This window comes from Paracoccus nototheniae (genome assembly GCF_004335005.1).
GTDB classification, from domain to species: Bacteria; Pseudomonadota; Alphaproteobacteria; order Rhodobacterales; family Rhodobacteraceae; genus Paracoccus; species Paracoccus nototheniae.
The window spans coordinates 102,773-126,409 of record NZ_RQRT01000002.1 but is presented as its reverse complement, the minus strand read 5'-3'; the positions used below and the strand labels follow the sequence as shown (position 1 = coordinate 126,409).

General features: G+C 66.8%; 23 protein-coding genes. 6 read left to right on the top strand and 17 right to left on the bottom strand.

The window, feature by feature from the left end; genetic code table 11:
• Positions 1 to 1,272, top strand: coding sequence for a PqqD family peptide modification chaperone (locus EG885_RS01585; RefSeq protein WP_131572712.1), 1,272 nt, complete (start codon positions 1 to 3; stop codon positions 1,270 to 1,272).
• On the opposite strand, the gene EG885_RS01580 is transcribed toward EG885_RS01585, so the two are convergent.
• The 3 genes from EG885_RS01580 to EG885_RS01570 are packed head-to-tail and all read right to left on the bottom strand — an operon-like array spanning position 1,255 to position 3,595.
• Entirely contained in the window at positions 1,255 to 2,625 is a 1,371-nt protein-coding gene (locus tag EG885_RS01580) for a sensor histidine kinase (RefSeq protein ID WP_131572711.1), read from the bottom strand. The two genes, EG885_RS01585 and EG885_RS01580, sit on opposite strands and share 18 nt — an antisense overlap.
• Positions 2,622 to 3,284 (bottom strand): response regulator transcription factor, encoded by a 663-nt coding sequence (locus EG885_RS01575; RefSeq protein ID WP_131572710.1) that lies wholly within the window; start codon positions 3,282 to 3,284, stop codon positions 2,622 to 2,624. The genes EG885_RS01580 and EG885_RS01575 overlap by 4 nt, the downstream gene beginning before the upstream one ends.
• On the bottom strand, positions 3,284 to 3,595 hold the full coding sequence (locus EG885_RS01570; protein ID WP_131572709.1) for a PepSY domain-containing protein: 312 nt from the start codon (positions 3,593 to 3,595) through the stop codon (positions 3,284 to 3,286). Before EG885_RS01570 ends, EG885_RS01575 begins: the two co-directional genes overlap by 1 nt.
• A gap of 135 nt (positions 3,596 to 3,730) precedes the next feature.
• On the opposite strand from EG885_RS01570, the gene EG885_RS01565 reads away from it, so the two are divergent.
• Both EG885_RS01565 and EG885_RS01560 read left to right on the top strand, forming a co-directional pair.
• On the top strand, positions 3,731 to 4,420 hold the full coding sequence (locus EG885_RS01565; protein WP_131572708.1) for a calcium-binding protein: 690 nt from the start codon (positions 3,731 to 3,733) through the stop codon (positions 4,418 to 4,420).
• Positions 4,421 to 4,538: 118 nt separating this feature from the next.
• Positions 4,539 to 5,648: a zinc-binding dehydrogenase gene (locus EG885_RS01560; protein ID WP_131572707.1), complete on the top strand. Its 1,110-nt coding sequence runs from the start codon at positions 4,539 to 4,541 to the stop codon at positions 5,646 to 5,648.
• 24 nt (positions 5,649 to 5,672) lie between these two features.
• Here EG885_RS01560 and EG885_RS01555 read toward each other — a convergent pair whose 3' ends face one another.
• From EG885_RS01555 to EG885_RS01515, 9 genes are all read right to left on the bottom strand, one after another.
• On the bottom strand, positions 5,673 to 6,620 hold the full coding sequence (locus EG885_RS01555) for a LysR substrate-binding domain-containing protein (protein WP_131572706.1): 948 nt from the start codon (positions 6,618 to 6,620) through the stop codon (positions 5,673 to 5,675).
• A 5-nt stretch (positions 6,621 to 6,625) separates the two neighbouring features.
• Positions 6,626 to 7,279 carry an aspartate/glutamate racemase family protein gene (locus tag EG885_RS01550; RefSeq protein WP_131572705.1) on the bottom strand — a complete coding sequence of 218 codons (654 nt, stop codon included), beginning with the start codon at positions 7,277 to 7,279 and terminating at the stop codon, positions 6,626 to 6,628.
• Positions 7,276 to 8,730: a dihydropyrimidinase gene (gene hydA / locus EG885_RS01545; protein WP_131572704.1), complete on the bottom strand. Its 1,455-nt coding sequence runs from the start codon at positions 8,728 to 8,730 to the stop codon at positions 7,276 to 7,278. Before hydA ends, EG885_RS01550 begins: the two co-directional genes overlap by 4 nt.
• A gap of 4 nt (positions 8,731 to 8,734) precedes the next feature.
• Positions 8,735 to 9,661, bottom strand: a complete 927-nt coding sequence (locus EG885_RS01540; RefSeq protein WP_131572703.1) for an N-carbamoyl-D-amino-acid hydrolase — start codon at positions 9,659 to 9,661, stop codon at positions 8,735 to 8,737.
• A 17-nt stretch (positions 9,662 to 9,678) separates the two neighbouring features.
• Complete coding sequence (locus EG885_RS01535; RefSeq protein WP_131572702.1) at positions 9,679 to 10,344, bottom strand: amino acid ABC transporter permease; 666 nt, start codon at positions 10,342 to 10,344, stop codon at positions 9,679 to 9,681.
• A 3-nt stretch (positions 10,345 to 10,347) separates the two neighbouring features.
• On the bottom strand, positions 10,348 to 11,019 hold the full coding sequence (locus EG885_RS01530) for an amino acid ABC transporter permease (protein ID WP_131572701.1): 672 nt from the start codon (positions 11,017 to 11,019) through the stop codon (positions 10,348 to 10,350).
• A gap of 1 nt (position 11,020) precedes the next feature.
• Positions 11,021 to 11,749 (bottom strand): amino acid ABC transporter ATP-binding protein, encoded by a 729-nt coding sequence (locus EG885_RS01525; protein WP_131572787.1) that lies wholly within the window; start codon positions 11,747 to 11,749, stop codon positions 11,021 to 11,023.
• Between the two features lie 42 nt (positions 11,750 to 11,791).
• Positions 11,792 to 12,640, bottom strand: a complete 849-nt coding sequence (locus EG885_RS01520; protein WP_131572700.1) for a transporter substrate-binding domain-containing protein — start codon at positions 12,638 to 12,640, stop codon at positions 11,792 to 11,794.
• 195 nt (positions 12,641 to 12,835) lie between these two features.
• Positions 12,836 to 13,684 carry a LysR family transcriptional regulator gene (locus EG885_RS01515; RefSeq protein ID WP_131572699.1) on the bottom strand — a complete coding sequence of 283 codons (849 nt, stop codon included), beginning with the start codon at positions 13,682 to 13,684 and terminating at the stop codon, positions 12,836 to 12,838.
• Positions 13,685 to 13,778: 94 nt separating this feature from the next.
• Between EG885_RS01515 and EG885_RS01510 the strand changes: the two genes are divergently transcribed.
• The 3 genes from EG885_RS01510 to EG885_RS01500 all read left to right on the top strand — a co-directional run bounded on the left by EG885_RS01510 (position 13,779) and on the right by EG885_RS01500 (position 16,158).
• Complete coding sequence (locus tag EG885_RS01510; protein WP_131572698.1) at positions 13,779 to 14,192, top strand: VOC family protein; 414 nt, start codon at positions 13,779 to 13,781, stop codon at positions 14,190 to 14,192.
• Positions 14,193 to 14,209: 17 nt separating this feature from the next.
• The gene (locus EG885_RS01505; protein ID WP_131572697.1) at positions 14,210 to 15,133 is read left to right on the top strand and encodes a dihydrodipicolinate synthase family protein; all 924 of its coding nucleotides are present in this window, start codon (positions 14,210 to 14,212) and stop codon (positions 15,131 to 15,133) included.
• A 77-nt stretch (positions 15,134 to 15,210) separates the two neighbouring features.
• On the top strand, positions 15,211 to 16,158 hold the full coding sequence (locus tag EG885_RS01500; RefSeq protein WP_242679457.1) for an NAD(P)-dependent oxidoreductase: 948 nt from the start codon (positions 15,211 to 15,213) through the stop codon (positions 16,156 to 16,158).
• 161 nt (positions 16,159 to 16,319) lie between these two features.
• Here the strand turns inward: EG885_RS01500 and EG885_RS01495 are convergent, their stop codons facing one another.
• The 5 genes from EG885_RS01495 to EG885_RS01475 all read right to left on the bottom strand — a co-directional run bounded on the left by EG885_RS01495 (position 16,320) and on the right by EG885_RS01475 (position 23,618).
• Positions 16,320 to 16,946: a LysE family translocator gene (locus EG885_RS01495; RefSeq protein ID WP_131572696.1), complete on the bottom strand. Its 627-nt coding sequence runs from the start codon at positions 16,944 to 16,946 to the stop codon at positions 16,320 to 16,322.
• A 170-nt stretch (positions 16,947 to 17,116) separates the two neighbouring features.
• Entirely contained in the window at positions 17,117 to 19,150 is a 2,034-nt protein-coding gene (locus EG885_RS01490) for a Hint domain-containing protein (RefSeq protein ID WP_131572695.1), read from the bottom strand.
• A 146-nt stretch (positions 19,151 to 19,296) separates the two neighbouring features.
• Positions 19,297 to 19,950, bottom strand: coding sequence for a GNAT family N-acetyltransferase (locus EG885_RS01485; protein ID WP_131572694.1), 654 nt, complete (start codon positions 19,948 to 19,950; stop codon positions 19,297 to 19,299).
• 79 nt (positions 19,951 to 20,029) lie between these two features.
• Positions 20,030 to 21,835 (bottom strand): ABC transporter ATP-binding protein, encoded by a 1,806-nt coding sequence (locus EG885_RS01480; protein ID WP_207392171.1) that lies wholly within the window; start codon positions 21,833 to 21,835, stop codon positions 20,030 to 20,032.
• Between the two features lies 1 nt (position 21,836).
• Positions 21,837 to 23,618: a gamma-glutamyltransferase family protein gene (locus tag EG885_RS01475; RefSeq protein WP_131572692.1), complete on the bottom strand. Its 1,782-nt coding sequence runs from the start codon at positions 23,616 to 23,618 to the stop codon at positions 21,837 to 21,839.
• Positions 23,619 to 23,637: the final 19 nt, after the last annotated feature.

The window sequence follows — 23,637 nt, the reverse complement described above, 5'->3', positions numbered from 1 at the left end:
ATGACCGCCCGTCCCCGCCCCCGCCACGCCAAATCCGCGCGCCCGCCGCGCGGTCCGGTCCAGCACCTGCATTTTCCCGGTTCGGGCCTGTCGATCCGCATGACGGGGGCGCAACCGGTGCGCGAGGCGCTGGCGGGCGCGATCAAGGGATGGGCGCCACAGATCCTGCCCGCCCCCCGGCCCGGCGATCTTTGCGCGGCGCTGACGGGCGGCACCACAGGCGGGCGGGCGGGCTTTACCGCCCGCTCGCCCTTTTACGAGGGCGATCTGACCGGGCTGGACACCGCCGGTGCCGCCTGCGCGCTGATCGCCGATCTGTCCGAAGGCTATCTGGCCGGACGTCCCGGCTGTCTGGCCCTGCATTGCGGGGCCTTTCGCTTTGACGGGCCGCTGATCCTGCTGACCGGGCCGATGCGGGCCGGAAAAAGCACCCTGATCGCGCGGCTGACAGCCGAGCCGGATGTGAGCATCTTTTGCGACGACGTGCTGCCCCTGACCCCGGATTTTGACGCCATCGCCCTGGGCATCGCACCCCGGCTGCGCCTGCCGCTGCCACAGGATGCGACGGAGGCGTTTCGCCGCCATGTCGCGTGCGCCGCGGGGCCGCGCGATGCGCGCTATGCCTATCTGGCCACGCCCAATCTGGCCCCGCATGGCCAGACCGCCCGGCCCGGCACGCTGATCGTGCTGGACCGGAGGGGCAGCGGCGCGGCACAGCTGCACCGGATGGACCCCGATCAGGCGATGCATCACCTGCTGGCGCAGAACATGGGCGATCTGGGCGATGCGGAACGGGCCTTTGCGCTTGGCCGCCATCTGGTCGGGCAGCTGGCCTGCCTGCGGCTGGTCTATGCCGATCTGGAAGAGGCCACCGCCCTGCTGCGCCGCGCCTTTGCAGGCGATGCGCCTGCCTGCGGGCGTCTGCCGCTGGCTCCGCCCCTGCCCGGCAGCCCGTCCGCGCCGACCCGCAGCCCGACACCCCTGCCCCCCGATCTGGTCGCGGCGCAGAGCGCGGGCCTCAAGCTGCGCCGCATGGGCGACGGCGCTTTTTTATGGAGCCCCGGCGCCCCCCGCCTGTGGCATCTGAACCCGATCGGCCATGCGGTCTGGGCGCTGCTGGAGCTGCCGGGCAGCGCCCGCGATCTGGCCCAGACCCTGTCCGAGGTCTTCCCCGCCATCCCCGAGACGCAGCTGACCGCCGATATCGCCGCCCTTCTGGGCGACCTGCAGGCCGAAGGCTTTGTCACGACCCTGTCAGGCCGGGACGCCTGACGACAGATGCAGCGGCAGGCGCAGCCGGACCAGCAGGCCCGGATCGGCATTGGCCAGCGTCAGACCGCCGCCTGCGGCCTCGGCGATCTCGGTCGCGATGGCCAGACCGATGCCCTGCCCGTCGCCGCTTTCATCCAGCCGGACGCCGCGCTGCACCAGACGCTCCAGCGCGGCGGGCGGCACGCCGGGGCCGTCATCGCGGATCGCAAGGTCCAGATGCGCGCCCTGAACCCGCAGCGCGACGCCGACCTGCGACCGCGCGTGGCGCAGCGCATTTTCCAACAGCGCGCCCAATGCCTCGGTCAGATCGTCGGGGTCGATGCGGGCCGAAGGACCGGGTGGCACGTCGATCCGCCAGCCCATGCCCGCCCCGGCAGGCGTGCGCGACAGCACGCCGATCACACGCTCGACGGCGGGGGCGATTTCCGCCCGGGCATGGGCGGCGTCGGTCCGGATGCGGGCGCGGGCCAGTTCGCGGTCCACATGGCGGCGCATGACGGTGGCGACCTGTTCGATGCTGGCGGCGATCTGCGGCTGGCCCAGATCACGCAGGTTTTGCGCATCGCCCATCAGCGCCTGCAACGGCGTCTTGAACCCATGCGCCAGATCGCCCGCCCGGTGGCGCGCCCGATCCAGTTCGCGGTCTCGGTCATCCAGCAGCCGGTCCAGACGGTCGGCCAGCGGGGCCACCTCGGCGGGCAGATCCTGCCCCAGTCTGGCGCGGCGGCCCTGCGCCAGCCCGTCCAGATGCGCGCCGACCTGCGCCAAAGGGCGCAGGCCAAGCGTCACCTGCAGAAACGATCCCAGCATCAGCGCCACCATCAGCCCGCCCAGCCATGGCATCAGATCGCGCAGAAAGGCGGCGCGGGCGGCGGCGGCATCGTCCTGATCCTCGGCCACCAGCAGACGCACCGGGACGGCCAGATCGCCGCGCCCGATCAGCACCTGCTGATCCAGAACCAGCAGGGTCTGTCCGGCGGGACCGGGCAGGGTCAGCACCCGCCCCGCGCCCGGCGGCGGCGGGGTCGGATCGACCGGCAAGACTTCGTCCCACAGGGACCGGGACCGCAGCACCTGATCGCCCAGCCAGACTTGCCAGTAATGCCCCGAAAAGGGTCGCTGCCATGCCGGGTTGCGGGGCTGGTCGCGCAGGCGCGGCGGCTGGCCGGGCTGCGCGCCGGGTTCGATCCCCGACAGCAGCGTCAGCGCCCGGTCGCGCAGATCCTCGACGCCCACGCGCTGGACATGGCGGTCGAACAGCACCGCCAGCATGGTCACCGACAGCGCCATGACCAGCCCGATCGCCGCCCCGCCGATCAGCACCAGCCGCCAGCGCAGCGACAGAGGTTTCATTCCGGCATGTCCAGATGATACCCGAAGCCCCGCCGCGTCGCGATGATGCCCGGCCCCAGCTTGCGACGCAGGCGGGCGATCACCGCCTCCAGCGCATTCGCCTCGCGTGCGTCATCGTCGCCGTAAAGATGTTCCAGCAATTCGGTGGGCGAAACCACGCGGTCGCGATGCAGCGCCAGAAAGGCGATCAGGCGAAATTCCAGCGGAGTCACCGCGACGGGCACGCCGCCGACCGTCACGGTCATCCGGTTCAGATCGATGCCAAGCAGGCCCAGATCGATGCGCGGTTCGGCCCGCCCGCCGGCGCGGCGGACCAGCGCGCGGGCGCGGGCGACCAGTTCCTCCATCCGGAAGGGTTTGGGCAGATAATCATCGGCCCCGGCCTCGATCCCCTCGACCCGTTCGGTCCAGGCGCCGCGCGCGGTCAGGATCAGGACGGGCGTATCGCATCCCTCGGCCCGCCAGCGTTTCAGCACCGTCAGCCCGTCCAGATCGGGCAGGCCCAGATCCAGCACGATCAGATCATAATTTTCGGTCCCGCCCCGGAACCACGCCTCGCGCCCCGAGGACAGCGTCTCGACCCGAAACCCCGAGGCGCTCAGCGCCCGGCCCAGATCGGCGGCGATCCTGGCATCATCCTCGACCACAAGGGCACGCATCAGTCGTCTTCTTCCTCATAGCCCAGAATTTCGCCGGTGCGCGCGTCCAGATCGATTTCGATCAGATGCCCGGCAGGGGTCAGAACTTCGACCTCATACAGCCATATCCCATCTTCGTTTTCCAGCTCCACCTCGACGATCTGGCCGGGGTGATCAGCCTCGACCAGCGTCAGGATGCGTTCCAGCGGCAGCATCTCGCCGCGCAGCACGGCGCGGCGGGCGGTTTCGTAATCGGGGGTCGCGGATTGTGCATCAAGCGAGGCGGGCGCCAGCGACAGGGTCAGAAGAAGGGTGCTGAAATGTCTGTTCATGAACCCGGGTCTAGCAGAGCGGACCTGACAGCGGGCTGACAACCGGCGTCAGCGGGCTGTCAGACGCAGCGTGCTAAACCGATTCGCACAAGGGCCGCCCCGAAAGCGGTCACCATCGGAAAAAGGACGATTGTCATGGCAACATATCTTGGCACACAGGCTGGGGACCGCATCAACGGCAGCGCGGTCGCGGATCTGATCTTTGGGCGCGGCGGCGCGGATACGATCCTTGGCAATGGCGGCGACGACCGGGCTGCGGGCGGCATCGGCAACGATACGATCTATGGCAATCTGGGCAATGACGTCCTGTGGGGCGATGCGGGCGATGACGACCTGTGGGGTGGCTATGGCGCCGACACGCTGTTCGGCGGCGACGGCAATGACGATCTGGAAGGGCAGCGCGGCAATGACGTGCTGCATGGCGGGAATGGCGACGACGATCTGGAAGGCGGCATCGGCAATGACCGGCTGTTCGGCAATCTGGGTCGCGACGAGCTGGAGGGCGAGGATGGTGCCGACCTGCTGCATGGCGGATATGGCAATGACACGCTGGATGGCGGGCGCGGCAATGACGTGCTGACCGGCGGGATCGGCGCGGACCGGTTCGAATTCGATCTGGGCGATGGCCGCGACCGCATCACCGATTTTCAGAACGGTCTCGACCGGATCGAGATCGACGATCTGGATCGCGGTCAGGTCCAGCGCGCGATCAGCGGCGCCACCCAGCAGGGCAGCGACACGGTGCTGCAGATCAACCAGAACACGGTGATCGTGCTGGAGGATTTCGCCCGCGCCAATCTGGACATCAACGACTTCACCTTCTGATGACGGCGGGGCGCGGCCCGGATCGCGCCCCCCTTTTCGCTGAAAAATCGCTGCACCGATGGTGCGCGAGAGCGATCTGACGCGTTGTTCCGCCATTGGACATCTTTGCGAGGACCGCATGACACAGACCAGCCAGGAATTGCGATCGACCATCACCGCGGACGGGATGCTGCGCCTGCATCTGGAACAGGTCGAACTGTCCGATCCCGGGCCGGGCCAGCTGCTGGTGCGGATTGAGGCCGCGCCGGTCAATCCATCCGATCTGGGGCTGCTGTTCGGGCCTGCGGACATGGACACGCTGACCCTGGACGACGGTGGGTCCGGGCTGAGCGCCCGCGTGTCGGATGCAGGGCTTGCCGCCGTGCGCGCCCGGATCGGGCAATCTTTGCCGGTGGGCAACGAGGCTGCGGGCACCGTCGTTGCGGCGGGGCCGGATCAGGCGCATCTGATCGGGCGGCGCGTCGCGATGATCGGGGGCGCGATGTATGCCGAATTCCGCCTGATCGGGATCGATGCCTGCATCGTGCTGCCCGAAGGCGCCAAGGCGGCTGACGGCGCCTCGCTGTTCGTCAATCCGCTGACCGCGCTTGGATTTGTCGAAACGATGCGAGCCGAGGGTCACAGCGCCATCGTGCATGCGCCCGCCGCCTCGAATCTGGGGCAGATGCTGGTCCGGATTTGTCAGGAAGACGGCATCCCGCTGGTCAATATCGTGCGCAGCACCGCACAGACCGATCTGCTGCGCGGCATCGGCGCCACTCATATCGTCGACAGCAGCGCCGACAGCTTTACCGCCGATCTGGAACAGGCGATCGAGGCGACCGGCGCGACGCTGGCCTTCGATGCCATCGGCGGAGGCGAGATGACCAGCCAGATCCTGAACGCGATGGAGGCCGTGGCCGCCCGCAAGATGGAGGGCTATGACCGCTATGGCTCGGCCACGCTGAAGCAGGCCTATATCTATGGCGCGCTGGACACGAGGCCGTCGATCCTGCGGCGCGGTTTCGGGTTCACCTGGTCGATCGGCGGCTGGCTGCTGTTCAATTTCCTGCGCAGCATCGATGCGGACACGCAAAAGCGAATGCGCGCGCGGGTCGCGGACGGCATGACGACGACATTTGCCAGCCATTACACGGCGACGGTCAGCCTGCCCGACCTGCTGACGACAGACATAGCGCGCGCCTGCACGAAAAAGGCCACGGGTCAGAAATACCTGATCGTGCCGTGACCCTGCGGCACCGCCCTTGCCCGGTCACGACCGGGCCGGGCTGATCAGGTCCGAAAACAGCGGTCGCAGTTCCGCGATGAAGCTGTGGACCAGATGCGGGCGCGGCACGCCTTTCCTTGTGATCAGGATGGCCGACACCCCGCAGGGCGGCGAAAAGGGCCGGATCGCCATCTGCGGCGTGCCATGAAAGGCCGCCGTATAGGGGTCGATCACCGTCGCGCCGCCCGTCTCATTTGCCAGCACGGCGGCGGTCGAGGCATAGCGGACCTCGACCCGTGGGGCATAGGCCACGCCCGCCTGATCGAAGGCGGTCTTGACCAGCAGTCCCAGAATGGATTCCTCGGCCAGCCCGATCAGACCGAACCCGCTGCCGCCCGGTTCCTGCCCCAGATCCGGCCCCAGATCCTGCGGCGTGATCGCCGCCCGGCCCGCCAGATCGCCGCAAGCCGGGACCAGCGCGACCATATGGCCCTGATGCAGAACCTCGGTATTGACCGAGGGGTCGCGGTCCATCGACAAAGCCAGCCCCAGATCGGCGGCGCCTGTCTGCACGGCCTCCAGCACATGTTCCAGCCGCCGCACATCATAGGCGACCGACACATCGGGCCGACCCTGCAGGAAATGGCGCAGCGCGCGGGGCGCCAGCGTGTGGCCCAAAGGCGGCGTCGCGATGACCCGCAGCCGCCCCGATTTCCCCTGCCGGATGTCGCGCGCGCGGCCCGCAAAGCTGCGCATCAGGCCGAAGACGGGCTTGATCTCCTCATACAGCAGGCGCGCCTCGGCGGTGGGGACGAGGCGGCGATGGGTGCGTTCGAACAGGGTGATGCCCAGCTGAACCTCCAGCTGGCGCAGCCCGGCCGAGACGGCGGGCTGCGACACGCCAAGCGCCTCGGCGGCCTCGACCGTCGTTTCGGCCCGCATCATCGCCGAAAAAATCTCCAGCAGGCGCAGGGAAATATCGGGCGCGACCATGCCCGTCAGGCCAGCACGGCGCCAAGGGCGATGACGGCGGCGGCCTGAACCGGGTCAATGACCGGCACGCCAAGCGCCGCCTCCAGCGCCGCCCGGCGGGGCGCAAAGCCCGCGCAACCCAGAACGATCGCCCCCGCGCCCTGCGCCACCAGCCGCTGCCCGGCGGTCAGGGTCTGGGCATAGACGGCATCGGAATGGCCCGCATCCTCGGCACTGACGCCGGGCAGGGCCTCTTCCCCCGCCAGCCGGTCCAGCACGCCCATGCCCCGCATCCGCCGCATATGCCGCGCGACCGAAGCCGGCGACAGGGCGATGATGCCGAACCGGTCGGCCCGGGCCATGGCGGTCAGGATGCCCGCCTGCTGGATGCCGATCACCGCGATGGACAAAAGATCCCGCGCCAGATCCAGACCCGGATCCGAGAAACAGGCGATCACCACGGCAGAGGCATCGGTCCGCCCCTGCGCCAGTTCCGCCAGCCGCAACCCGCAGCGCGCCACGTCATCTTCCGATGCGATGGTGGCGGGGCTTTCGGGGATGTCCAGACATTCGAAAACCGGCCCGCCCGGCAGCGCATAGGGCCGCAGCGCCTGCGCCAGCCCGTCCGTCACCCGGCGCGAGGAATTGGGGTTAATCACCAGAATGGGGCCATGGGTCATGGTGCGATCCTTGCGCCGAAATTATGGGCGGGCGTCAGTTCCTTGACAGCGATGCCGGGCCGCGCGGTCAGATCGACCGGCGCGCGGGCGACAAAGCGGCCCTGCCCTGGCTGCGCATGCAGGGTGCCGTCCTGAACGATGACCGCGCCCCGCGACAGGACCGTTTCGGGCCAGCCGGTGATCTGCATCCCCTCGAACGGGGTGTAATCCATCTTGTCATGCTGATCGGCGGCGGTCACGGTGCGGACCTCGTGCGGGTTCCAGATGGCGATATCGGCATCCATGCCGGGCATCAGGCTGCCCTTTTGCGTCAGCCCGAACATGCGCGCGGCATTGGTGGATGACAAAGCCACGAATTGCTGCAGGGTGATGCGCCCCCTGCCCACCCCTTCCGAGAACAGATAGGGCAGCCGCATCGCGATCCCCGGCATCCCGTTGGCGATTTTGGGATAGGGCGCATCCGCACCGTGCAGCAGCTTGCCGGTCGCGTCGTACCGATAGGGCGCGTGATCCGATGAGACGCTGTCGAACGTGCCCTGCCGGATATGGGACCACAGCGCCTCCTGCGTGGCGGCGTCGCGCAGGGGGGGCGAGCAGATGTATTTGGCCCCCTCCATCCCCGGTCGGTCCAGATCGTCGCGGGTCAGGGCCAGATATTGGGGGCATGTCTCGGCAAAGACCTGCCCCCCCGCCAACCGTTCGCGCTGGACGATCGCAGCCCCCCCGGCGGTCGAGACATGGACGATGAACAGCGGCGCCCCGACCAGTTTCGCCAGGGAAATCGCGCGGTTGATCGCCTCTTCCTCGGCCAGCTCGGGGCGGCTGATGGCGTGGTATTTCGGCGCGGTCAGCCCGGCATCGGCCAGACGGCGGTTCATCCATTTCACCATGTCGTTGTTTTCGGCATGGACCATGGTGATCGCGCCATGCGCCTTGGCGACGGTCAGGATATCCAGCATCCCCGCATCACCGAGATTCATCAAGTCATAGGTCATGAAGACCTTGAACGAGGTGATCCCCCGGGCAAAAGCGCGCGGCAGCTGATCGGCCAGCACCTCGGGGCGCGGGTCCGAGATGATCAGGTGATAGGAATAATCCAGCACCGAATGCGGCGCGGCGCGGGCGTCATAGGTCGCCAGAACATCATCGACCGACTGACCGCGCTGCTGGGCCGCAAAGGGGATAAAGCAGGAATTGCCCCCGAAGGCCGCCGAGACAGAGCCCGAATAATAATCATCCGCCGACATCAGCCCGGCGCTGCTTTCCTGCGCGATGTGGCAATGCCCCTCGATCCCGCCGGGCATCACCAGCCGGTCGGTGGCGTCAATCCGGCGGTGACCGTCCAGCCCCGCGCCAAGCGCCGCGATGCGGCCGCCGGTGATGCCGATATCGGCGCGGAACGTGTCGCTGGCGGTGACCAGCGTGCCGCCGTGGATGACTGTGTCGAACATGGGGTTACCTCGGGACGATGGCGGCGGTCTGGGTGCCGGTGCGGGTATAATGCTCGATCCGGCGGTGGCGGGCAAAGTCGAAGACGGTGGCCTTACCGAAGGCACACAGCGCAAAGTCGCAATCCGCCACGATCAGCTCGTCATCCTCGGTGTCGGCGCGGGCGATGACCATGCCATTGGGATCGACGATGATGGACCCGCCCATCAGGTGATGGCCATCCTCAAGCCCCGCCTTGGCGATGCCCGCGACGAAGGTGGCGTTCTGATAGGCGCCCGCCTGCATCACCAGATCGGAATGAAACAGACGCTGCGCCAAACCTTCGTCGCCCAGCTGGCTGTTCACGGAGGGGGTGTTATAGCCGATGGTCACCAGTTCCACCCCCTGCAGCCCCAGCTCGCGATAGGTTTCGGGCCAGCGGCGGTCGTTGCAGATCGCCATGCCCATCACCACGCCTCCGTTCCGCCAGACATTGAAGCCCAGATCGCCGGGTTCGAAATAGCGTTTTTCCAGATGCTGATGGGTGCGGTCCGGGTCCAGTTCGACATGGCCGGGCAGATGCACCTTGCGGTATTTTCCCACGATCTCGCCCTGACGATTGGTCAGGATCGAGGTGTTGAAATGCCGCCCCTCGGGCGTCAGTTCCGCATAGCCGAAGGTGATCGCCACGCCCAGATCGCGGGCCAGATCGAACAGGGGCGCGGTGGCGCCGTTGGGCATCTCGGTTTCGAACCAGTGGTCCATCTCGGCCCGGTCCTCGGCATACCAGCGCGGAAAGAACGTGGTCAGCGCCAGTTCGGGATAGACCAGCATGGTCACGCCCTTTGCATGGGCCGCGCGCAGCAGGTCGACCATCCGCGCCACCACCGCGGCGCGGCTGTCGGCCTGCTGGATCGGCCCCATCTGGGCGCCGCCAAGGATCATTGTCGTCATCGGGTCATTTCCTTTGTTCAGACAGCAAGCCGGCGCTGATAGCGGCTGACAAGGCGGACCAGCGGCCACAAAAGCGCCAGATAGATCAGCCCCGCCAGCACCAGCGGCGACGAATTATAGGTCAGGGATCGGGCCATATTGGCCGAATAGAGCATCTCGCCCAGAGACACGACCGAGGCGAGCGAGGTCAGTTTCACCACCTCGACCGTGTTCGACAACAGGTCGGGCAGCACGTTTCGCACCGCCTGCGGCAGCACGACATAGGCCAGCGTCTGTGGGGCGGAAAGGCCGCTGGCCCGCGCCGCCTCGGTCTGGCCGCGCGGCACGGATTGGATGCCGGCGCGATAGACCTCGGCGTAATAGGATGAATTGTTCAGAAAGAACGCCACCACCACGGCGGCAAAGGGCGCGATCTCCAGCCCCGCGAAAGGCAGGCCGGAATAGATGAAGATCAGCAGAACCAGCGGCGGCATTGCCCGCAACAGGTCGATCAGCGCGATGGCGGGCCAGCGGATCCAACGCGACCGCGCCAGCGAGGCCAGCGACAGGATCAGCCCGCCCAGCAAGCCCAGCCCGATCACCGCTGCACACAGCTTCAGCGTCATCCACAGCCCGCGCAGCAGCAGCGGCAGGGTCTGGCGCATCACCTCGATGTTCAGAAACAGATCGACGAAGTTATCCATCCCTCAGGCCCTCCACGCATAGCGGCGTTCCAGCAGCCGCGTCGCGATGACCAGCGGCAGAAAGATCGCCACATAGACCAGCGCGCCCATCGTCAAGGGCGTGGCCGAGCCGGAGAAACTTTGCGCCTCGGAGGCGACCGACAGAATCTCGGACACGCCGATCACGGACCCAAGCGCGGTCATCTTGGTGATCGCCAGCACCCGGTTGACCAGCGGCGGAATGCCAAGGCGGATGGCCTGTGGCAGGGCGATCTGGATCAAGGTCTGGGCGAATGTCAGGCCGGTGGCGCGACCGGCCTCCCATTGGCCCTTGGGGACGGATGTCAGCCCGGCCCAGAAAATCTCTTCGGCAAAGGCGGCCAGTACGCCGCCCAGCACCAGAAACAGCACCATCGGCCCGGACAGCCGGATGCCCAGACCCGGCAGGCCGAAGTAAAAGATCAGGATCACGACCAGCGGCGGCAGCGCCCGCCCGATATCGGCATAGACGATGATCAGCGCGTTCAGCCAGCGATGGCCCATCGCGCGCAGGCAGGCCAGCCCAAGACCCACGGCGATGCCCGCAACCACGATGGCCGCGCCCAGATACAGCGTGACCCAGATCCCGGCCGGAAAATCCGGCAGGTATCGCGCCATGACCGCGCCGTCGAAGAAGGTTTGCAGAAACCGCTCCATCTCAGCCCGACACGCGCGACAGGAATTCCTGCGTCCGCGCCATTTTCGGCGCGCCAAAGATCTGGTCGGGGGTGCCCTCTTCGACCACGACGCCCGCGTCCATGAAGATGACCCGGTCGGCGGCCTCGCGGGCAAAGCCCATCTCGTGGCTGACGACCAGCATGGTCATGCCGGCTTGGCGCAGATCCTTCATCACCTTCAGGACCGATCCGACCAGTTCGGGGTCCAGCGCCGAGGTCGGCTCGTCGAACAGCATCACCTTGGGGTCCAGCGCCAGCGCCCGGGCGATCGCCACGCGCTGTTGCTGACCACCCGACAGATCCGAGGGCATGGCATCGGCCTTATGCGCCAGCCCGACCTGTTCCAGCATCGCCATCGCGCGGGCCTGCGCTTCGGGGCGGGGGCGTTTCAGGGCCTTTTCCTGCGCCAGCATGACGTTTTTCAAGACGTTCATATGCGGGTAAAGATGAAAGCCCTGAAAGACCATGCCCAGTTGCAGCCGCATCCGGTTCAGGGCCTGCGCGCCGCAGCCGGTGATGTTCTGCCCGTCCAGCATGATCGCGCCCGAGGTCGGTTCCTCCAGCCGGTTGCAGCAACGCAGCATGGTGGACTTGCCCGATCCCGACGGCCCGATGACAAAGACCAGTTCCCCCGGCGCGACGCGCAGGTTGATGTTGCGCAGCACCTGCGTGTCGCCAAAGCGTTTCTCCAGCGCGGCGATTTCCAGCATCGGACGGGGGGTCATCGGGCGTTTTCCTTGTTGCGGAGTGCGTCAGCCGAAATCGCAGGAGACCGCGTGATCGCTGTCCTCATAACCGGGCATGTCCGGCACGCCATAGCCGGGCGTGGGGGTAACAATGGTGCTGCCCTCGGCCGGGGTGACGCCGAACCATTTCTCGGACAGGTCTGCCAGCGCGCCTTCCGATTTCAGACATTCCAGTGCCCGGTCGACCAGATTGCGGGTTTCGGTGTCGTCCTGACGAAAGGACAGCGCCCAGACCAGCCCGGTCTCGATCTCGAAGGACAGATCGACGCGCGGGTTCTGCTTGGCCGACCATGCGGCGACGGTATTGCCCGCAAGGTTGGCATCCGCGCGGCCCGTCGTCACCGCCTCGACCGCGTCGGTATTGGTGCCAAAGCTGACCACCTCCCACCCGTATTCGGCAGCGTTTTCGGTCAGATAGCTGTCATAGGCCGAGCCGCGGTTGACCGCGATGGTCTTGCCGCGGAAATCCTCCAATGACGTGTATTCGGGCGACCCGGCGGGCACGACAAAGGCGAAATTGGTGTCCATGAAGCCTTCGGTGAACAGCAGGTTCGCGGCGCGTTCCTCGTTCACAGTCACGGGCGCCACCAGAAAATCATAGGTGCCCGCCTGCAGCGCCGGGATCAGGCCCGAAAACTGCGCCGAATCCACGGTCATCTCGGCGCCCAGGGTCTCGCCGATCAGATTGGCCAGATCGACGTTGAACCCCTCGACCCCGCCATCCAGCGTCGGCATGGCATGGGGGGCAAAAGTGCCGTCCAGCGCGACGCGAAAGGCGTCGGGGGTCTGGGCCTGCACCGATGTGGCCAGCAGGGCAGCGGTTCCAAGGGTCAAAAGGGTGGATGGGGCGCGCATCGTGATCTCCTGTCGGGGTGATGGGGGCGGGACTTGTCCCATCATGCGCGGAGCGGAACGGGGGCTGGCAATATAAAACAGGATTATTTCTATAGTCGTATTATAACCAAAGATTATATGAAGCCCGCCTGCCCGCCCGTTGCGCATCAATGGCTGCCGCTGCCCTGACTTTGGGCGCGGCACGCCTTGTCGCACTCAGCCCACCACCTGCCCCATCGCATCCAGAAGGGCGCGTTGCAGCGCCGGGCGGGTAGGCGCGGCAGGCGTCAGCAGTACGATCCGGCGCTGATACAGATGCCCGTCGTGCAGCGGCTGGCCCCCGGTCAGGCCGGGCCAATGCGGGACCAGCGACCAGCCGATGCCGCTGGCCACCAGATCGACGATGGTTTCCAGACTGTCCAACTCGCACAGGCGGCGCGGAGACAGGTCATGATCGCGCAGATAGCGCTGCCCGATCTGCCCGCCCCAGGATCGCGGATCATAGGCCACCAGCGGCAGATCCCGCAGCACGGCGGCCAGCCCCTGCCGCCCGGGCGGGGCAATCAGGCGCAACGGCTCGTGGCGGATGGTGCGCTGCTGAAAGGGCGCGGGTGGATCGAATGGGGGCGAGACGATCAGTGCGGCATCCAGCACCCCCTCGACCACGCGTTGATAGAGTGCGGCGGAACTGCCCGGTTCGATCCGCATCTCCAGCGCGGGGGCGACGGTCTGCAGGGCGCGCAGCAGGTCCGGGATCAGCGCCGTCAGCATGGTCGAGATGGCGCCAAGCCGCAGCACCCCTTCGGCCAAGGCGGGATCGACCCGGCGGTGCAGGCCATCTGCCAGCGCCACAAGGCGTCGCAGATCGGGCAGCAGGTCGCGACAGGCCATCGTGGGATCGGCGGCATTCGCACGGCGCGTCAGCAGCGCCACGCCCAGATCGCGTTCCAGCACCTGAATGCGCTGACTGACCGCCGCCGGGGTCAGCGCCTGCGCCCGCGCCGCCGCCACGATCGAGCCGTGATCGGCCACCGCGATCAGGCTTTCGACAAACCGGGTATCCATCGGAAATTCTTTCCCTCAGCCCAAGATTATTCCGTTTTTGCTTTCTCTGCGATCCGGCTAACCGGGGACAAGCGCAAAAAGCCCGGAGGTTGCCATGCGGTCCCTGTTCCATCTTGCCATCCATGTCACCGATCTGGATGAGACCCGCCGCTTTTACGGCGATGTGCTGGGCTGCACCGAAGGGCGGTCGACCGACACCTGGGTCGATTTCGACTTTTTCGGTCATCAGCTGTCCTTCCATCTGGGCACGCCCTTTGCGACGACACGCACCGGCAAGGTCGGCGATCACATGGTGATGATGCCGCATCTGGGCGTGGTGCTGGCCCTGCCCGACTGGCTGGCCTTGTCCGACCGGCTGGAACAGCGGGGCCTTACCTTTGACATCCCCCCGGTCATCCGCTTTCCGGGCGAGCCGGGCGAACAGCGCACGATGTTCTTCTTCGACCCCTCGGGCAACCCGATCGAGGTCAAGGGCTTTGCCGATTTCGACAGCGTCTTCGCACAATAATCTGAAAGGACCGACCCATGGCGCAGCCCATCCACCGCGACACGCGCGGCGTCTTCATCATTGCCGCGACGCCTTTTGATCAGACCGGTGCCATCGATTGGAACAGCCTCGACCGGCTGGTCGATTTGTATGCCCAAACCGGCGTCACCGGCCTGACGATCCTGGGCATGATGGGCGAGGCCGACAAGCTGACCGCCGATGAACGCCGCGCCGTAATCGACCGGGTTCTGGCGCGCACCGACCTGCCGGTGGTGGTGGGCATCTCGGACCCAGGATTGGGCAATCTGGCCGATCTGGGCCGGCATGCGATGGACAAGGGCGCGGCGGGCCTGATGGTCACCCCCGATCGTGGCCCGGCCCGCGACGACCGGGTCGAGGGCTATATCCATGCCGTGGCGGCTGCCCTTGGCCCCGATGCGCCACTGGTCTTTCAGGATTTCCCGCTGGCGACCGGGGTGCCCGTCTCGGCCCGGCTGATCCGGCAGCTGTCCGAGGCACTGCCGCAGATGGTGATGCTGAAACACGAGGATTGGCCGGGCCTGACCAAGATCTCGGCCCTGCGGGCACAGGAACGGGACGGGGCGGTGGCGCGGCTGTCGATCCTGTGCGGCAATGGCGGCCTCTATCTGCCGCAGGAACTGGCGCGCGGGGCGGATGGGGCGATGACCGGCTTTGCCTATCCCGAGGCGCTGGTGCAGACCGTCGATCTGCATCATGCCGGGCAGCCCGACGCCGCCGAGGATCTGTTCGATCTGTATCTGCCGCTTCTGCGCCATGAACAGCAGCCCGGATGGGGTCTGGCGCTGCGCAAGCAGATCCTGATGCGGCGCGGCGCCATCGCCTGCGCCGCCACCCGCGCGCCGGGGCCGCGCCTGACGCCCACCGATATCGCGGAGCTGGACCGGTTGATCGCGCGGCTTGAACAGCGGCTGCAGCGCTGAGGGCCCCCCGCATCCGGACATTTCCGCCGCGCCTTTCCCGACCACCGGGCATCATGACGCCCCAAGGAGACGACCCGATGATCAAATGCCTGATCGTGCAGCCGGTCCATGCCGATGCCCTGACCCTGCTGCGCGAGAACGGGATCGAACCGGTGATCTGCCCCGATCCGTCCGAAGCCTCGATTTTGACGCGGGTCGCGGATTGTCAGGCGGTCATCACCCGCGATGCCGGGTTTTCGGGGCGCGCGATGCGGGCCGCACCGGGCCTGCGGGTGGTTGTCGCGCATGGCGCGGGCCATGACGCCATCGACAAGGTCACAGCCACCGAACTGGGCATCCTTGTCTGCAACACGCCCGGCGCCAATGCCCGCTCGGTGATGGAGCTGGCGCTTGGCTTGTCGATCGCGGCGGCGCGGCGCATCCCCGCCGCCGACCGCGACGAACGCAACGCCCGCCCCGGCTTTCGAGAGCGGTGGACGACGACCGAGCTGTCGGGCAAGACCGCACTGATCGTCGGATGGGGGGCCATCGGCGCGGGGTTCGGCCAGATGCTGCGCGATGCCTTTGGCATTGATGTGCTGGTCCATTCGCCGCGCGCCACCGTCCCCGCCCCCTTCGAGACGGTGGCGCAACTGGAGGCCGGGCTGGCCCGCGCCGACCTGATCTCGCTGCACACGCCGCTGCGCCCGGAAACGCAGGCGCTGATGGGACCGGCCCGCTTTGCCGCCTGCAAGCCCGGCGCGATTTTGATCAACACCGCCCGCGCAGGCCTCGTGGACGAGGCGGCACTGGCCGATGCACTGGCGGCGGGCCGGATCGGGGCGGCGGGTCTGGATGTCTATTCACACGGCGCGCCGCAGGGGCCGCTGGCAGCGTTCGATCAGGTGATCTTCACGCCGCATCTGGGCGGTTCGACCACCGAGGCGCTGGTGCGGGTGGGTCTGGGCAGCGTCGGGCATGTGCTGACCGCCCTGTCGGGCCAGCGCCCGGCCACCGCGCAGAACGATCCGCCGGGCTGGGACTGAGGCGCGGACCCGAGACGCCCCGCCAGGGTCCGTTCGATGAACCCGCAGGGTTGCTTCAGGGACGCCTTGAAGAGGTGTGGGGATGAAACCCGATGACCGGACCGGATCGTTTCGATGGCCGCCAGACGATCGCCCCGACGGTCCGGCTTTCCCGCCCCCGGTCAGACCCGCGCCATCAGCAGGCGCAGGCCCGCATAGCCGAAGAACAGCGCCAGCACGCCCTCGATCCCCCGCCGGGCTTTTTGATAGGCTCGCACCATGGGCGCGGTCGAAAAGACCAGTGCATAGCCGCCAAAGACGATCAGCCCCAGACCGGCGCAGCCCAGAATGATCGCCTGCAGGGTGGCGGCGGGCGCGTCCGGACGCAGGCCCAACGACATGATCGCCATCCATGCCAGCACCGCCTTGGGGTTGGTCAGATGCAGCAGCATCCCGCGCCGGTACAGCGCCCTGCGGCTGGCGGGCGCATCGACGAGACCGGCCTCGGGCGCCTGTCCGCGCAGGGCCGAACGCGCCGCGCGAAAGGCCAGATACAGCAGATAGACGCCGCCGACGATCTTCAATGCGAACAGCGCATGGGCATAGCTGGCCAGAAAGGCCGACATGCCGCTGGCGGCAAGGACGGCCCAGATCAGGCTGCCGGTCATCACCCCCAAGGCCAGCGTCAGCGCCGGGCCGCGTCCCTGACGCATGGCCACGGCCATGATTGCCATATTGCTGGGACCGGGGCTGGCCGTCGCGATGACATAGGCCGCATAAACGATCAGCAGCTGATTGACGTGATCCATGATGCTTTCCCGTTCCGGCGCGCGCAGGTTCAGATTGGCAGAGCCTGCGGGCCGGTAAAAGCACTCATCGGCCCGAATGGCGAACGCTGCCGCCGAAATCGCGCGCCCTGCCCTTTTTCGCCGCATTGTCAGGCAGATGCAGGGCGCGTGGCAGCGCGTGTCGGTCCGGCTCAGCCCAGCAGGGCCTTGCCGTTCCGGTGGTGGCGCTGCGCCAGTTGCCGCGCCTTGGCGCCCGGCACAAAGGGCCGTGCGGGTTCGGACGGGGCGGCGCGCAGCTCGGGGAACAAGGCGAAGATCTCGTCCTGCGCGGCGCGGCCAAGGGATTTCATCGCCTCGGCGCCGGTATACAGCGACTCGGTCTCGGCGCCGTTCGAGAACACCGTCTCGTGGCGGTCGAACAGGATATGGACATAGGTGACGCTGTCCACCCGAACCTCGTCGATGCCGTCCAGCGCGGTCAGCTGGCGCGCGGCCACCAGAACCTCATCCGTGCCGAACATCCGCTGTGCGATGGCCGAACGGATCAGCACGCGATGCTGGGGCGAGACGGTCAGATCCGCGACCGGCAGCCCCAGACCCAAGGCCCCGGCCCGGATGCGGATCGGGTTCAGCCGCGGCGACAAGGCCAGATCGATGCGGTCCAGCGTCCGCCCCCCGGTCCAGCGAACCGGGCGTGGGCCGTGCCGGCCGGTCATGACCAGATCGCCGGGGCGCAGATCCTCGACCGCGACCTGACCCTTGGGGGTCAGGATCATCGTGCCTGCCGCAAAGCAGGGAATGCCCATCGCGTTCAGACGTTCGGGCGTCAGGCTGGCGGGATCGACGTCCTGCAGCCACAGCTCTTCGCCATTGGGAAAGGTGATGACGGCGAATTCGTTGCCATACTGATCCACATCGCCGCGCACGGTGGTGTCCGAGACGCGGACGGCATTGCCCTCGGCGTCATGCAACTCGCTGACATCCAAATGATCGGCGGGGGCGGGATTGCCCTCGTCATCCAGACCGTCGCCAAAGGAAAAGGCGCGGATGGTGTCCTGACCGAAATCGTCGCCCAGAACCAATGTGTCGCGATGCGCATCGGGAAGCGAGGTGGCCGAAAAGATGCTGCCGTTCATCGAGATGAAATCGTCGCCTTTGCCGCCGGTGATCGTGTCGGCGCCAAGCCCGCCTTCCAGCGTGTCATTGCCGTCGCTGCCGATGATCCGATCGTCGCCCGCATCGGCAAAGATGCGATAACCGTCGACCCCGGACGCCGATCCGTCGATGATATCGTCACCGCTGCCGGTGCGCAGGTTCTGCATGTTCAGGAAACGCAGATGCCCGTCCACCCCGCCAAGCGCGTCGATATCGCCCGAGGCAGAACTGTCCAGCACGACCTGAACGCCCGCGACGTTCTCGCCCGGCTCGCCGGGGGCGGATTGCCAGGCGTTGACGGTGTTGAAGCCCGCGCCGCCATCGTACAGATCGTTCCCGATCGAGGCGTCGCTGCCGCCATTGCCCCACCGGTACCCATCATCGCCGCCCTCGCCATAGGCGACGTCGTCGCCGCTGCCGGTCTCGATCACGTCATTGCCGTCACCGGCATGGACCGTGTCGTTCCCACCGCCACTTTGGATATAATCGGTGCCGCTGCTGCCGGTGATGGCATCGTCGCCATTGCCCGAATACAAGCGCATGCCGACAGTATGGGTCGGGCCGTCCTGATACAGAATGTCGGCATTCGAGGCGTCGACCACCATGTCGCCATCGCCCAGATAGACCCGCTCGATCCCCTTGAACTCGACCGTATTGCCATCCGCATCGGTTGCGGTCCCGGCCTCGGTCGAGCTGTAGGTCAGCGTCATGTCGGACTCGTTGCCAAGGTTCAGACCAAGGCTGTCGCCGCCGTTATGGTTATAGGGATCGAAGGTATAGTTTTCCGACCCGGTCATGCCGATGACATAGCCGTCATCGCTGTAAACCGGCGCATGCCCGTCGCCGCCGATATAAAAGTCCCGGTCGGTGCCCGTATCAGAGCCGGTCCAGCTCAGATCATCGGCACCTTCGCCGCCTTCGACCGTGTCGCTGCCCGCGCCGCCATCCATGACGTCATTTCCGTCCAGGCCCCGCAGGCTGTCATCGCCCGCACCGCCGTTGATGGTGTCGGCATCAGGCGTGCCGTCAAATGCGTCGGCTTCCGGCGTTCCGGTAAAATCTGCAGCCATGACGGCCCCCTTGAAATTTCAACTGATGAAAAGATGGTGGCAAACCGGGGCGGCCCGGACCGGCGACTCGCATCGGCGTCTACCGTTCCGTTTAGGCATAAACCTATGCAAAAGAGACCTGTCCTTTTGGGCAGGAGGCCTTGCAGTCAGACCCGCAGGGGACGGTGCTGTTGCCCGCGATCATCAAAATTTCCGGGTGCCAGCCAGTCCAGATAGGCGGGGCGCAGGTGCTGCCAGTCCGCATCGGTGATGGCGAACCAGGCGGTGTCGCGGCTGGCGCCCTTGACCACCATATGCTGGCGAAAGACGCCCTCGGGGCGGAACCCGAAGCGCAGCGCCGCCCGCTTGGACGGTTCGTTCCGGTCGTTGCATTTCCATTCGAACCGTCGATAGCCATTGGCAAACGCATGATCGGCGAACAAAAACAGCGCCTCGGTCGCCATCCGGGTGCGCTGCAGGGCGGGCCCCCACATGATGTTGCCGATCTCGATCACGCCATGGGTGGTGTCAATGCGCATCAGGGCCTGTCGACCCCCGGCAACGCCGGTGGCCTTGTCGATGACGGCAAAGAACAGCGGATCGGCAGAGGTCGAAGCCCCCGCGATCCAGTCCTGCAACTCGGCTCTGCTGGCGGGCGGCGTCTCGAACAGCCAGCGAAAGCGATCGTCCCGCCCCGGTGCGGTGGCCGCCGCATAAAGCGCATCGGCATGGGCCATCGTCAGCGGCTCTAGCCGGACATAGCGTCCGTCGATCGCCGCATGCGCAGGGCGCGGGGCGCCGGTCCAGTTCGTCAGATCCATTGCATCCGCCCTTTCATGCACGCCGTCAGGCATGGCCCCAGATGGTGCCATGCCCCCTGCCCGCGTCAAGGGCCGGGCCTTATCCCGCCATCACGAAATGCCGGTCCGCGACCTGCCGCCACTGCCGTTCGGGCGGCACATGGCCAAGCGGGCGCACGGGGCTTTTCAGCTCGTCCACCTCCATCGCGCGGCGCAGGCCGCGACGGGCGGGGTCGGGGACGGGCACGGCCTCGATCAGCTTGCGGGTATAGGGATGCTGGGGATCGGCAAAGATCGCCTCGCGCGGGCCGATCTCGACGATCTCGCCCAGATACATGACGGCGACGCGGTGGCTGACCCGTTCGACCACGGCCATGTCATGGCTGATGAACAGATAGGCGATCTTCAGCCGTTCCTGCAGATCCATCAGCAGGTTGCAGACCTGAGCCTTGATCGACACATCCAGCGCCGAGACGCTTTCATCGGCCACGATCACCTTGGGGTTCAGCCCCAGCACCCGCGCGATGGCGATGCGCTGGCGCTGCCCGCCGCTGAATTCATGCGGATAGCGGTCCATCATCCCACCATCCAGCCCGACTTGGCGCAGCAGTTCGACAGCCCGGTCGCGCGCATCGGCGCCCCGCGCCAGCTTGTGGGTCAGAATCGGCTCGATCACCGTCTGGCCGACGGTCATCCGGGGGTTGAGGCTGGAGAAGGGATCCTGAAAGATCATCTGCCCCGACCGCCGCATCCGGCGCAGATCGCGCCCGTCCGCGTTCAGCACGTCGAAACCATCCAGCTGCACATGGCCTGATTCCGGCTGAACCAGCCGCAGGATCGACCGGCCCGTGGTCGATTTCCCGCAACCCGATTCACCCACCAGCGACAGGGTCTCGCCCTGCCACAGATCAAAGGACACATTCTCGACCGCATGGACCTTGCCGGTCGGACGGCCCAGAAGGTCGGACCCGCTGCCAAAGCGCGTCACCAGGTTCTTGACCGACAGGACCGGGGTGGCACTGCGATCGACCGTGGCGGCGACGGGCGGTTGGGCGGTGATCACGCCGCTGTCCATGTCCACCGATGGAAAGCGCAGCGGCCATGCCTGCCCGGTCATGTCGCCCAAGCGCGGCACGGCAGCCAGCAGGGCGCGGGTATAGGGATGGCGGGCGGCGGTGAACAGATCGGCGGTCGCGCCGGTTTCGACATGATCGCCGCGATACATGACGACCGTGCGGTCGGCGATTTCCGCCACCACGCCCATGTCATGGGTGATGAACAGGACGGCCATGCCCTGTTCCTCCTGGATCTCCTTGATCAGGTCCAGGATCTGTCCCTGAATGGTCACATCCAGCGCGGTCGTCGGTTCATCCGCGATCAGCAGGCGCGGGCGCGCGGCCAGCGCCATGGCGATCATCACCCGCTGGCGCATCCCGCCCGAGAACTGGTGCGGGTATTCATCCATCCGCGCGACAGAATTGGGAATGCGGACCCGGTCCATCAGGCGCAACACCTCGGCCCGGACCTGATCTTTCGGCACCTTGCCATGGCGGATCAGCAATTCGGCGATCTGCCGGCCCACGGTAAAGACCGGGTTCAACGAGGTCATCGGTTCCTGAAAGATCATCGCGATGTCATTGCCGCGCACGGCGCGCATCTGCGCCTCGGTCAGGGTCAGCAGGTCGCGCCCCTCCAGCAGCACCTGACCCGAGACGCGGGCGCGGCTGTCCAGCAGCCCCATGATCGACAGCGAGGTGACGCTTTTCCCCGACCCGCTTTCCCCAACAATCGCCACGGTTTCAGAGGGTTGCACGTCAAAGCTGATATTGCGGATGACCTCTTTCCAGCCATCCTCGGTCCGGAATGCGGTGGTCAGCCCGCGCAGCGACAGGATCGGTCCGGTCATGTCACCTCCCCGCCGCATAGGCTTGCATCAGCCGGGGCGTGGCCGCCGCGCGCAGCATCCCGTCGCTGTCGCGACTGGCCGCCGTCAGGCGCCCGATATCCCACGGCCCGGTGACGGTGACGTCATGGCCGCGACGGCGCAGCTCGGCGATGGTGGCCTGACCCACGCGATCCTCGATCAGCATCCCGCCCGGGGCCGCCGTGCGCGGATGGAACGAGGCGGGGAAATGTGTCGAATGGAACAGCGGCGCGTCGATGGCCGCCTGCAGGTTCGGCTCGAAATGCACATGGCGCAGGAAGAAGACCAGTTGCCACTGGTCCTGCTGATCGCCGCCGGGCGTGCCAAAGGCCAGATGCGGCACCCCGTCGCGCAGGGCCAGCGACGGCGTCAGGGTCGTCCGCGGACGCCGCCCCGGTTCCAGCGAGGTGGGCAACCCCGGTTCCAGCCAGAACATCTGCGCCCGGCTGTTCAGACAGAACCCCAGCTCCGGGATCACCGGAGAGCTTTGCAGCCACCCCCCCGACGGCGTGGTGGACACCATGTTCCCCCATTGGTCGATCACGTCGATATGCACGGTATCGCCGCGCTTTTCCGACAGATGCGCCATCGTCGGTTCATAGACGGCGCCCTTGCCCATGCCGGCCAACAAGGCCAGCGTGCGGGCGCGCTGATCCTCGTATCCCGGCACCGTGCCGGGGCGCAGATCCAGCGAGGCCGTGTCGCCGATCAGCTTGCGGCGATCTGCGGCATAGGCCTCGGACAGCAGCACCTGCATCGGCACCTCGTGCCGGACGGGGTCGCCATAATAGACCTCTCGGTCGGCATAGGTCAGTTTCATCGTCTCGATCACGGTATGGACGAAATCGGGGCCGTTGGGGTCCATTGCGGCGATGTCCATGCCTTCCAGGATCTTCAGCCCCTGCAACAGCACCGGCCCCTGCCCCCATGGCCCGGTCTTGGCGACCCTCCAGCCGTGGTAATCGGCCCAGGTCGGCTCCTCGGTCGTGGCGCTGTAACCGGCCAGGTCATCGGCGGTCAGCACGCCGCGGTGTTTGGTGCCGCTGCCATCCATCACCTCGGTCGTCTTGCAGAACCGGTCGATGGCCTCGGCCACAAAGCCGCGGTAAAAGGCGTCGCGGGCGGCCTGAACCCCGGCCTCGCGCGTGGGCGCAGCCTCGGAGGCTTCGACAATTTTCGCGTAAGTGTCTGCCAATACAATATTTTTGAACAGCGCATGGGCGGCAGGAGCCTGCCCGCCGGGCAGCCATGCGGCATAGGATGTCGGCCATTCCGCCTTAAAAAATTTGGCCAGTCCGGCAATCGAATCCGCCACGCGGGGCAGCATCGGATGGCCGTGGCGTGCGTAATGGATGGCGGGGGCCATAACCTCGGCCACGCTCATGGTGCCGTGGTCCAGCAGCATCAGCATCCATCCATCAAAAGCGCCGGGGATGACCGTGGCCAGCAACCCGTTGCCGGGGATCAGGTCCAACCCCTCGGCCCGGTAATGGTCGATGGTGGCGCCTGCGGGTGCGGGCCCCTGCGCGCAGATCACCTGCGTCTTGCCGGTTGTCGCCGAATGGATGATCGCGGGCAGATCGCCTGCCGGACCGTTCAGATGCGGTTCCACGATCTGCAGCACGAAACCGGTGGCGACGGCGGCGTCAAAGGCGTTGCCGCCCTTTTCCAGAATGCTCATGCCCACGGCGGTGGCGATCCAATGGGTCGAGGTGACGACGCCGAAGGTGCCGGTGATTTCGGGGCGGGTGGTGAATTGTGCCATGACGGCTCCTTCGCAAAAA

What these genes read in the sequence shown, in the direction of transcription:
- EG885_RS01585 (WP_131572712.1), top strand. Translation starts at nt 1, where the DNA reads ATGACCGCCCGTCCCCGCCCCCGCCACGCCAAATCCGCGCGCCCGCCG.
- EG885_RS01580 (WP_131572711.1), bottom strand. Translation starts at nt 2,625, where the DNA reads ATGAAACCTCTGTCGCTGCGCTGGCGGCTGGTGCTGATCGGCGGGGCG.
- EG885_RS01575 (WP_131572710.1), bottom strand. Translation starts at nt 3,284, where the DNA reads ATGCGTGCCCTTGTGGTCGAGGATGATGCCAGGATCGCCGCCGATCTG.
- EG885_RS01570 (WP_131572709.1), bottom strand. Translation starts at nt 3,595, where the DNA reads ATGAACAGACATTTCAGCACCCTTCTTCTGACCCTGTCGCTGGCGCCC.
- EG885_RS01565 (WP_131572708.1), top strand. Translation starts at nt 3,731, where the DNA reads ATGGCAACATATCTTGGCACACAGGCTGGGGACCGCATCAACGGCAGC.
- EG885_RS01560 (WP_131572707.1), top strand. Translation starts at nt 4,539, where the DNA reads ATGACACAGACCAGCCAGGAATTGCGATCGACCATCACCGCGGACGGG.
- EG885_RS01555 (WP_131572706.1), bottom strand. Translation starts at nt 6,620, where the DNA reads ATGGTCGCGCCCGATATTTCCCTGCGCCTGCTGGAGATTTTTTCGGCG.
- EG885_RS01550 (WP_131572705.1), bottom strand. Translation starts at nt 7,279, where the DNA reads ATGACCCATGGCCCCATTCTGGTGATTAACCCCAATTCCTCGCGCCGG.
- hydA (WP_131572704.1), bottom strand. Translation starts at nt 8,730, where the DNA reads ATGTTCGACACAGTCATCCACGGCGGCACGCTGGTCACCGCCAGCGAC.
- EG885_RS01540 (WP_131572703.1), bottom strand. Translation starts at nt 9,661, where the DNA reads ATGACGACAATGATCCTTGGCGGCGCCCAGATGGGGCCGATCCAGCAG.
- EG885_RS01535 (WP_131572702.1), bottom strand. Translation starts at nt 10,344, where the DNA reads ATGGATAACTTCGTCGATCTGTTTCTGAACATCGAGGTGATGCGCCAG.
- EG885_RS01530 (WP_131572701.1), bottom strand. Translation starts at nt 11,019, where the DNA reads ATGGAGCGGTTTCTGCAAACCTTCTTCGACGGCGCGGTCATGGCGCGA.
- EG885_RS01525 (WP_131572787.1), bottom strand. Translation starts at nt 11,749, where the DNA reads ATGCTGGAAATCGCCGCGCTGGAGAAACGCTTTGGCGACACGCAGGTG.
- EG885_RS01520 (WP_131572700.1), bottom strand. Translation starts at nt 12,640, where the DNA reads ATGCGCGCCCCATCCACCCTTTTGACCCTTGGAACCGCTGCCCTGCTG.
- EG885_RS01515 (WP_131572699.1), bottom strand. Translation starts at nt 13,684, where the DNA reads ATGGATACCCGGTTTGTCGAAAGCCTGATCGCGGTGGCCGATCACGGC.
- EG885_RS01510 (WP_131572698.1), top strand. Translation starts at nt 13,779, where the DNA reads ATGCGGTCCCTGTTCCATCTTGCCATCCATGTCACCGATCTGGATGAG.
- EG885_RS01505 (WP_131572697.1), top strand. Translation starts at nt 14,210, where the DNA reads ATGGCGCAGCCCATCCACCGCGACACGCGCGGCGTCTTCATCATTGCC.
- EG885_RS01500 (WP_242679457.1), top strand. Translation starts at nt 15,211, where the DNA reads ATGATCAAATGCCTGATCGTGCAGCCGGTCCATGCCGATGCCCTGACC.
- EG885_RS01495 (WP_131572696.1), bottom strand. Translation starts at nt 16,946, where the DNA reads ATGGATCACGTCAATCAGCTGCTGATCGTTTATGCGGCCTATGTCATC.
- EG885_RS01490 (WP_131572695.1), bottom strand. Translation starts at nt 19,150, where the DNA reads ATGGCTGCAGATTTTACCGGAACGCCGGAAGCCGACGCATTTGACGGC.
- EG885_RS01485 (WP_131572694.1), bottom strand. Translation starts at nt 19,950, where the DNA reads ATGGATCTGACGAACTGGACCGGCGCCCCGCGCCCTGCGCATGCGGCG.
- EG885_RS01480 (WP_207392171.1), bottom strand. Translation starts at nt 21,835, where the DNA reads ATGACCGGACCGATCCTGTCGCTGCGCGGGCTGACCACCGCATTCCGG.
- EG885_RS01475 (WP_131572692.1), bottom strand. Translation starts at nt 23,618, where the DNA reads ATGGCACAATTCACCACCCGCCCCGAAATCACCGGCACCTTCGGCGTC.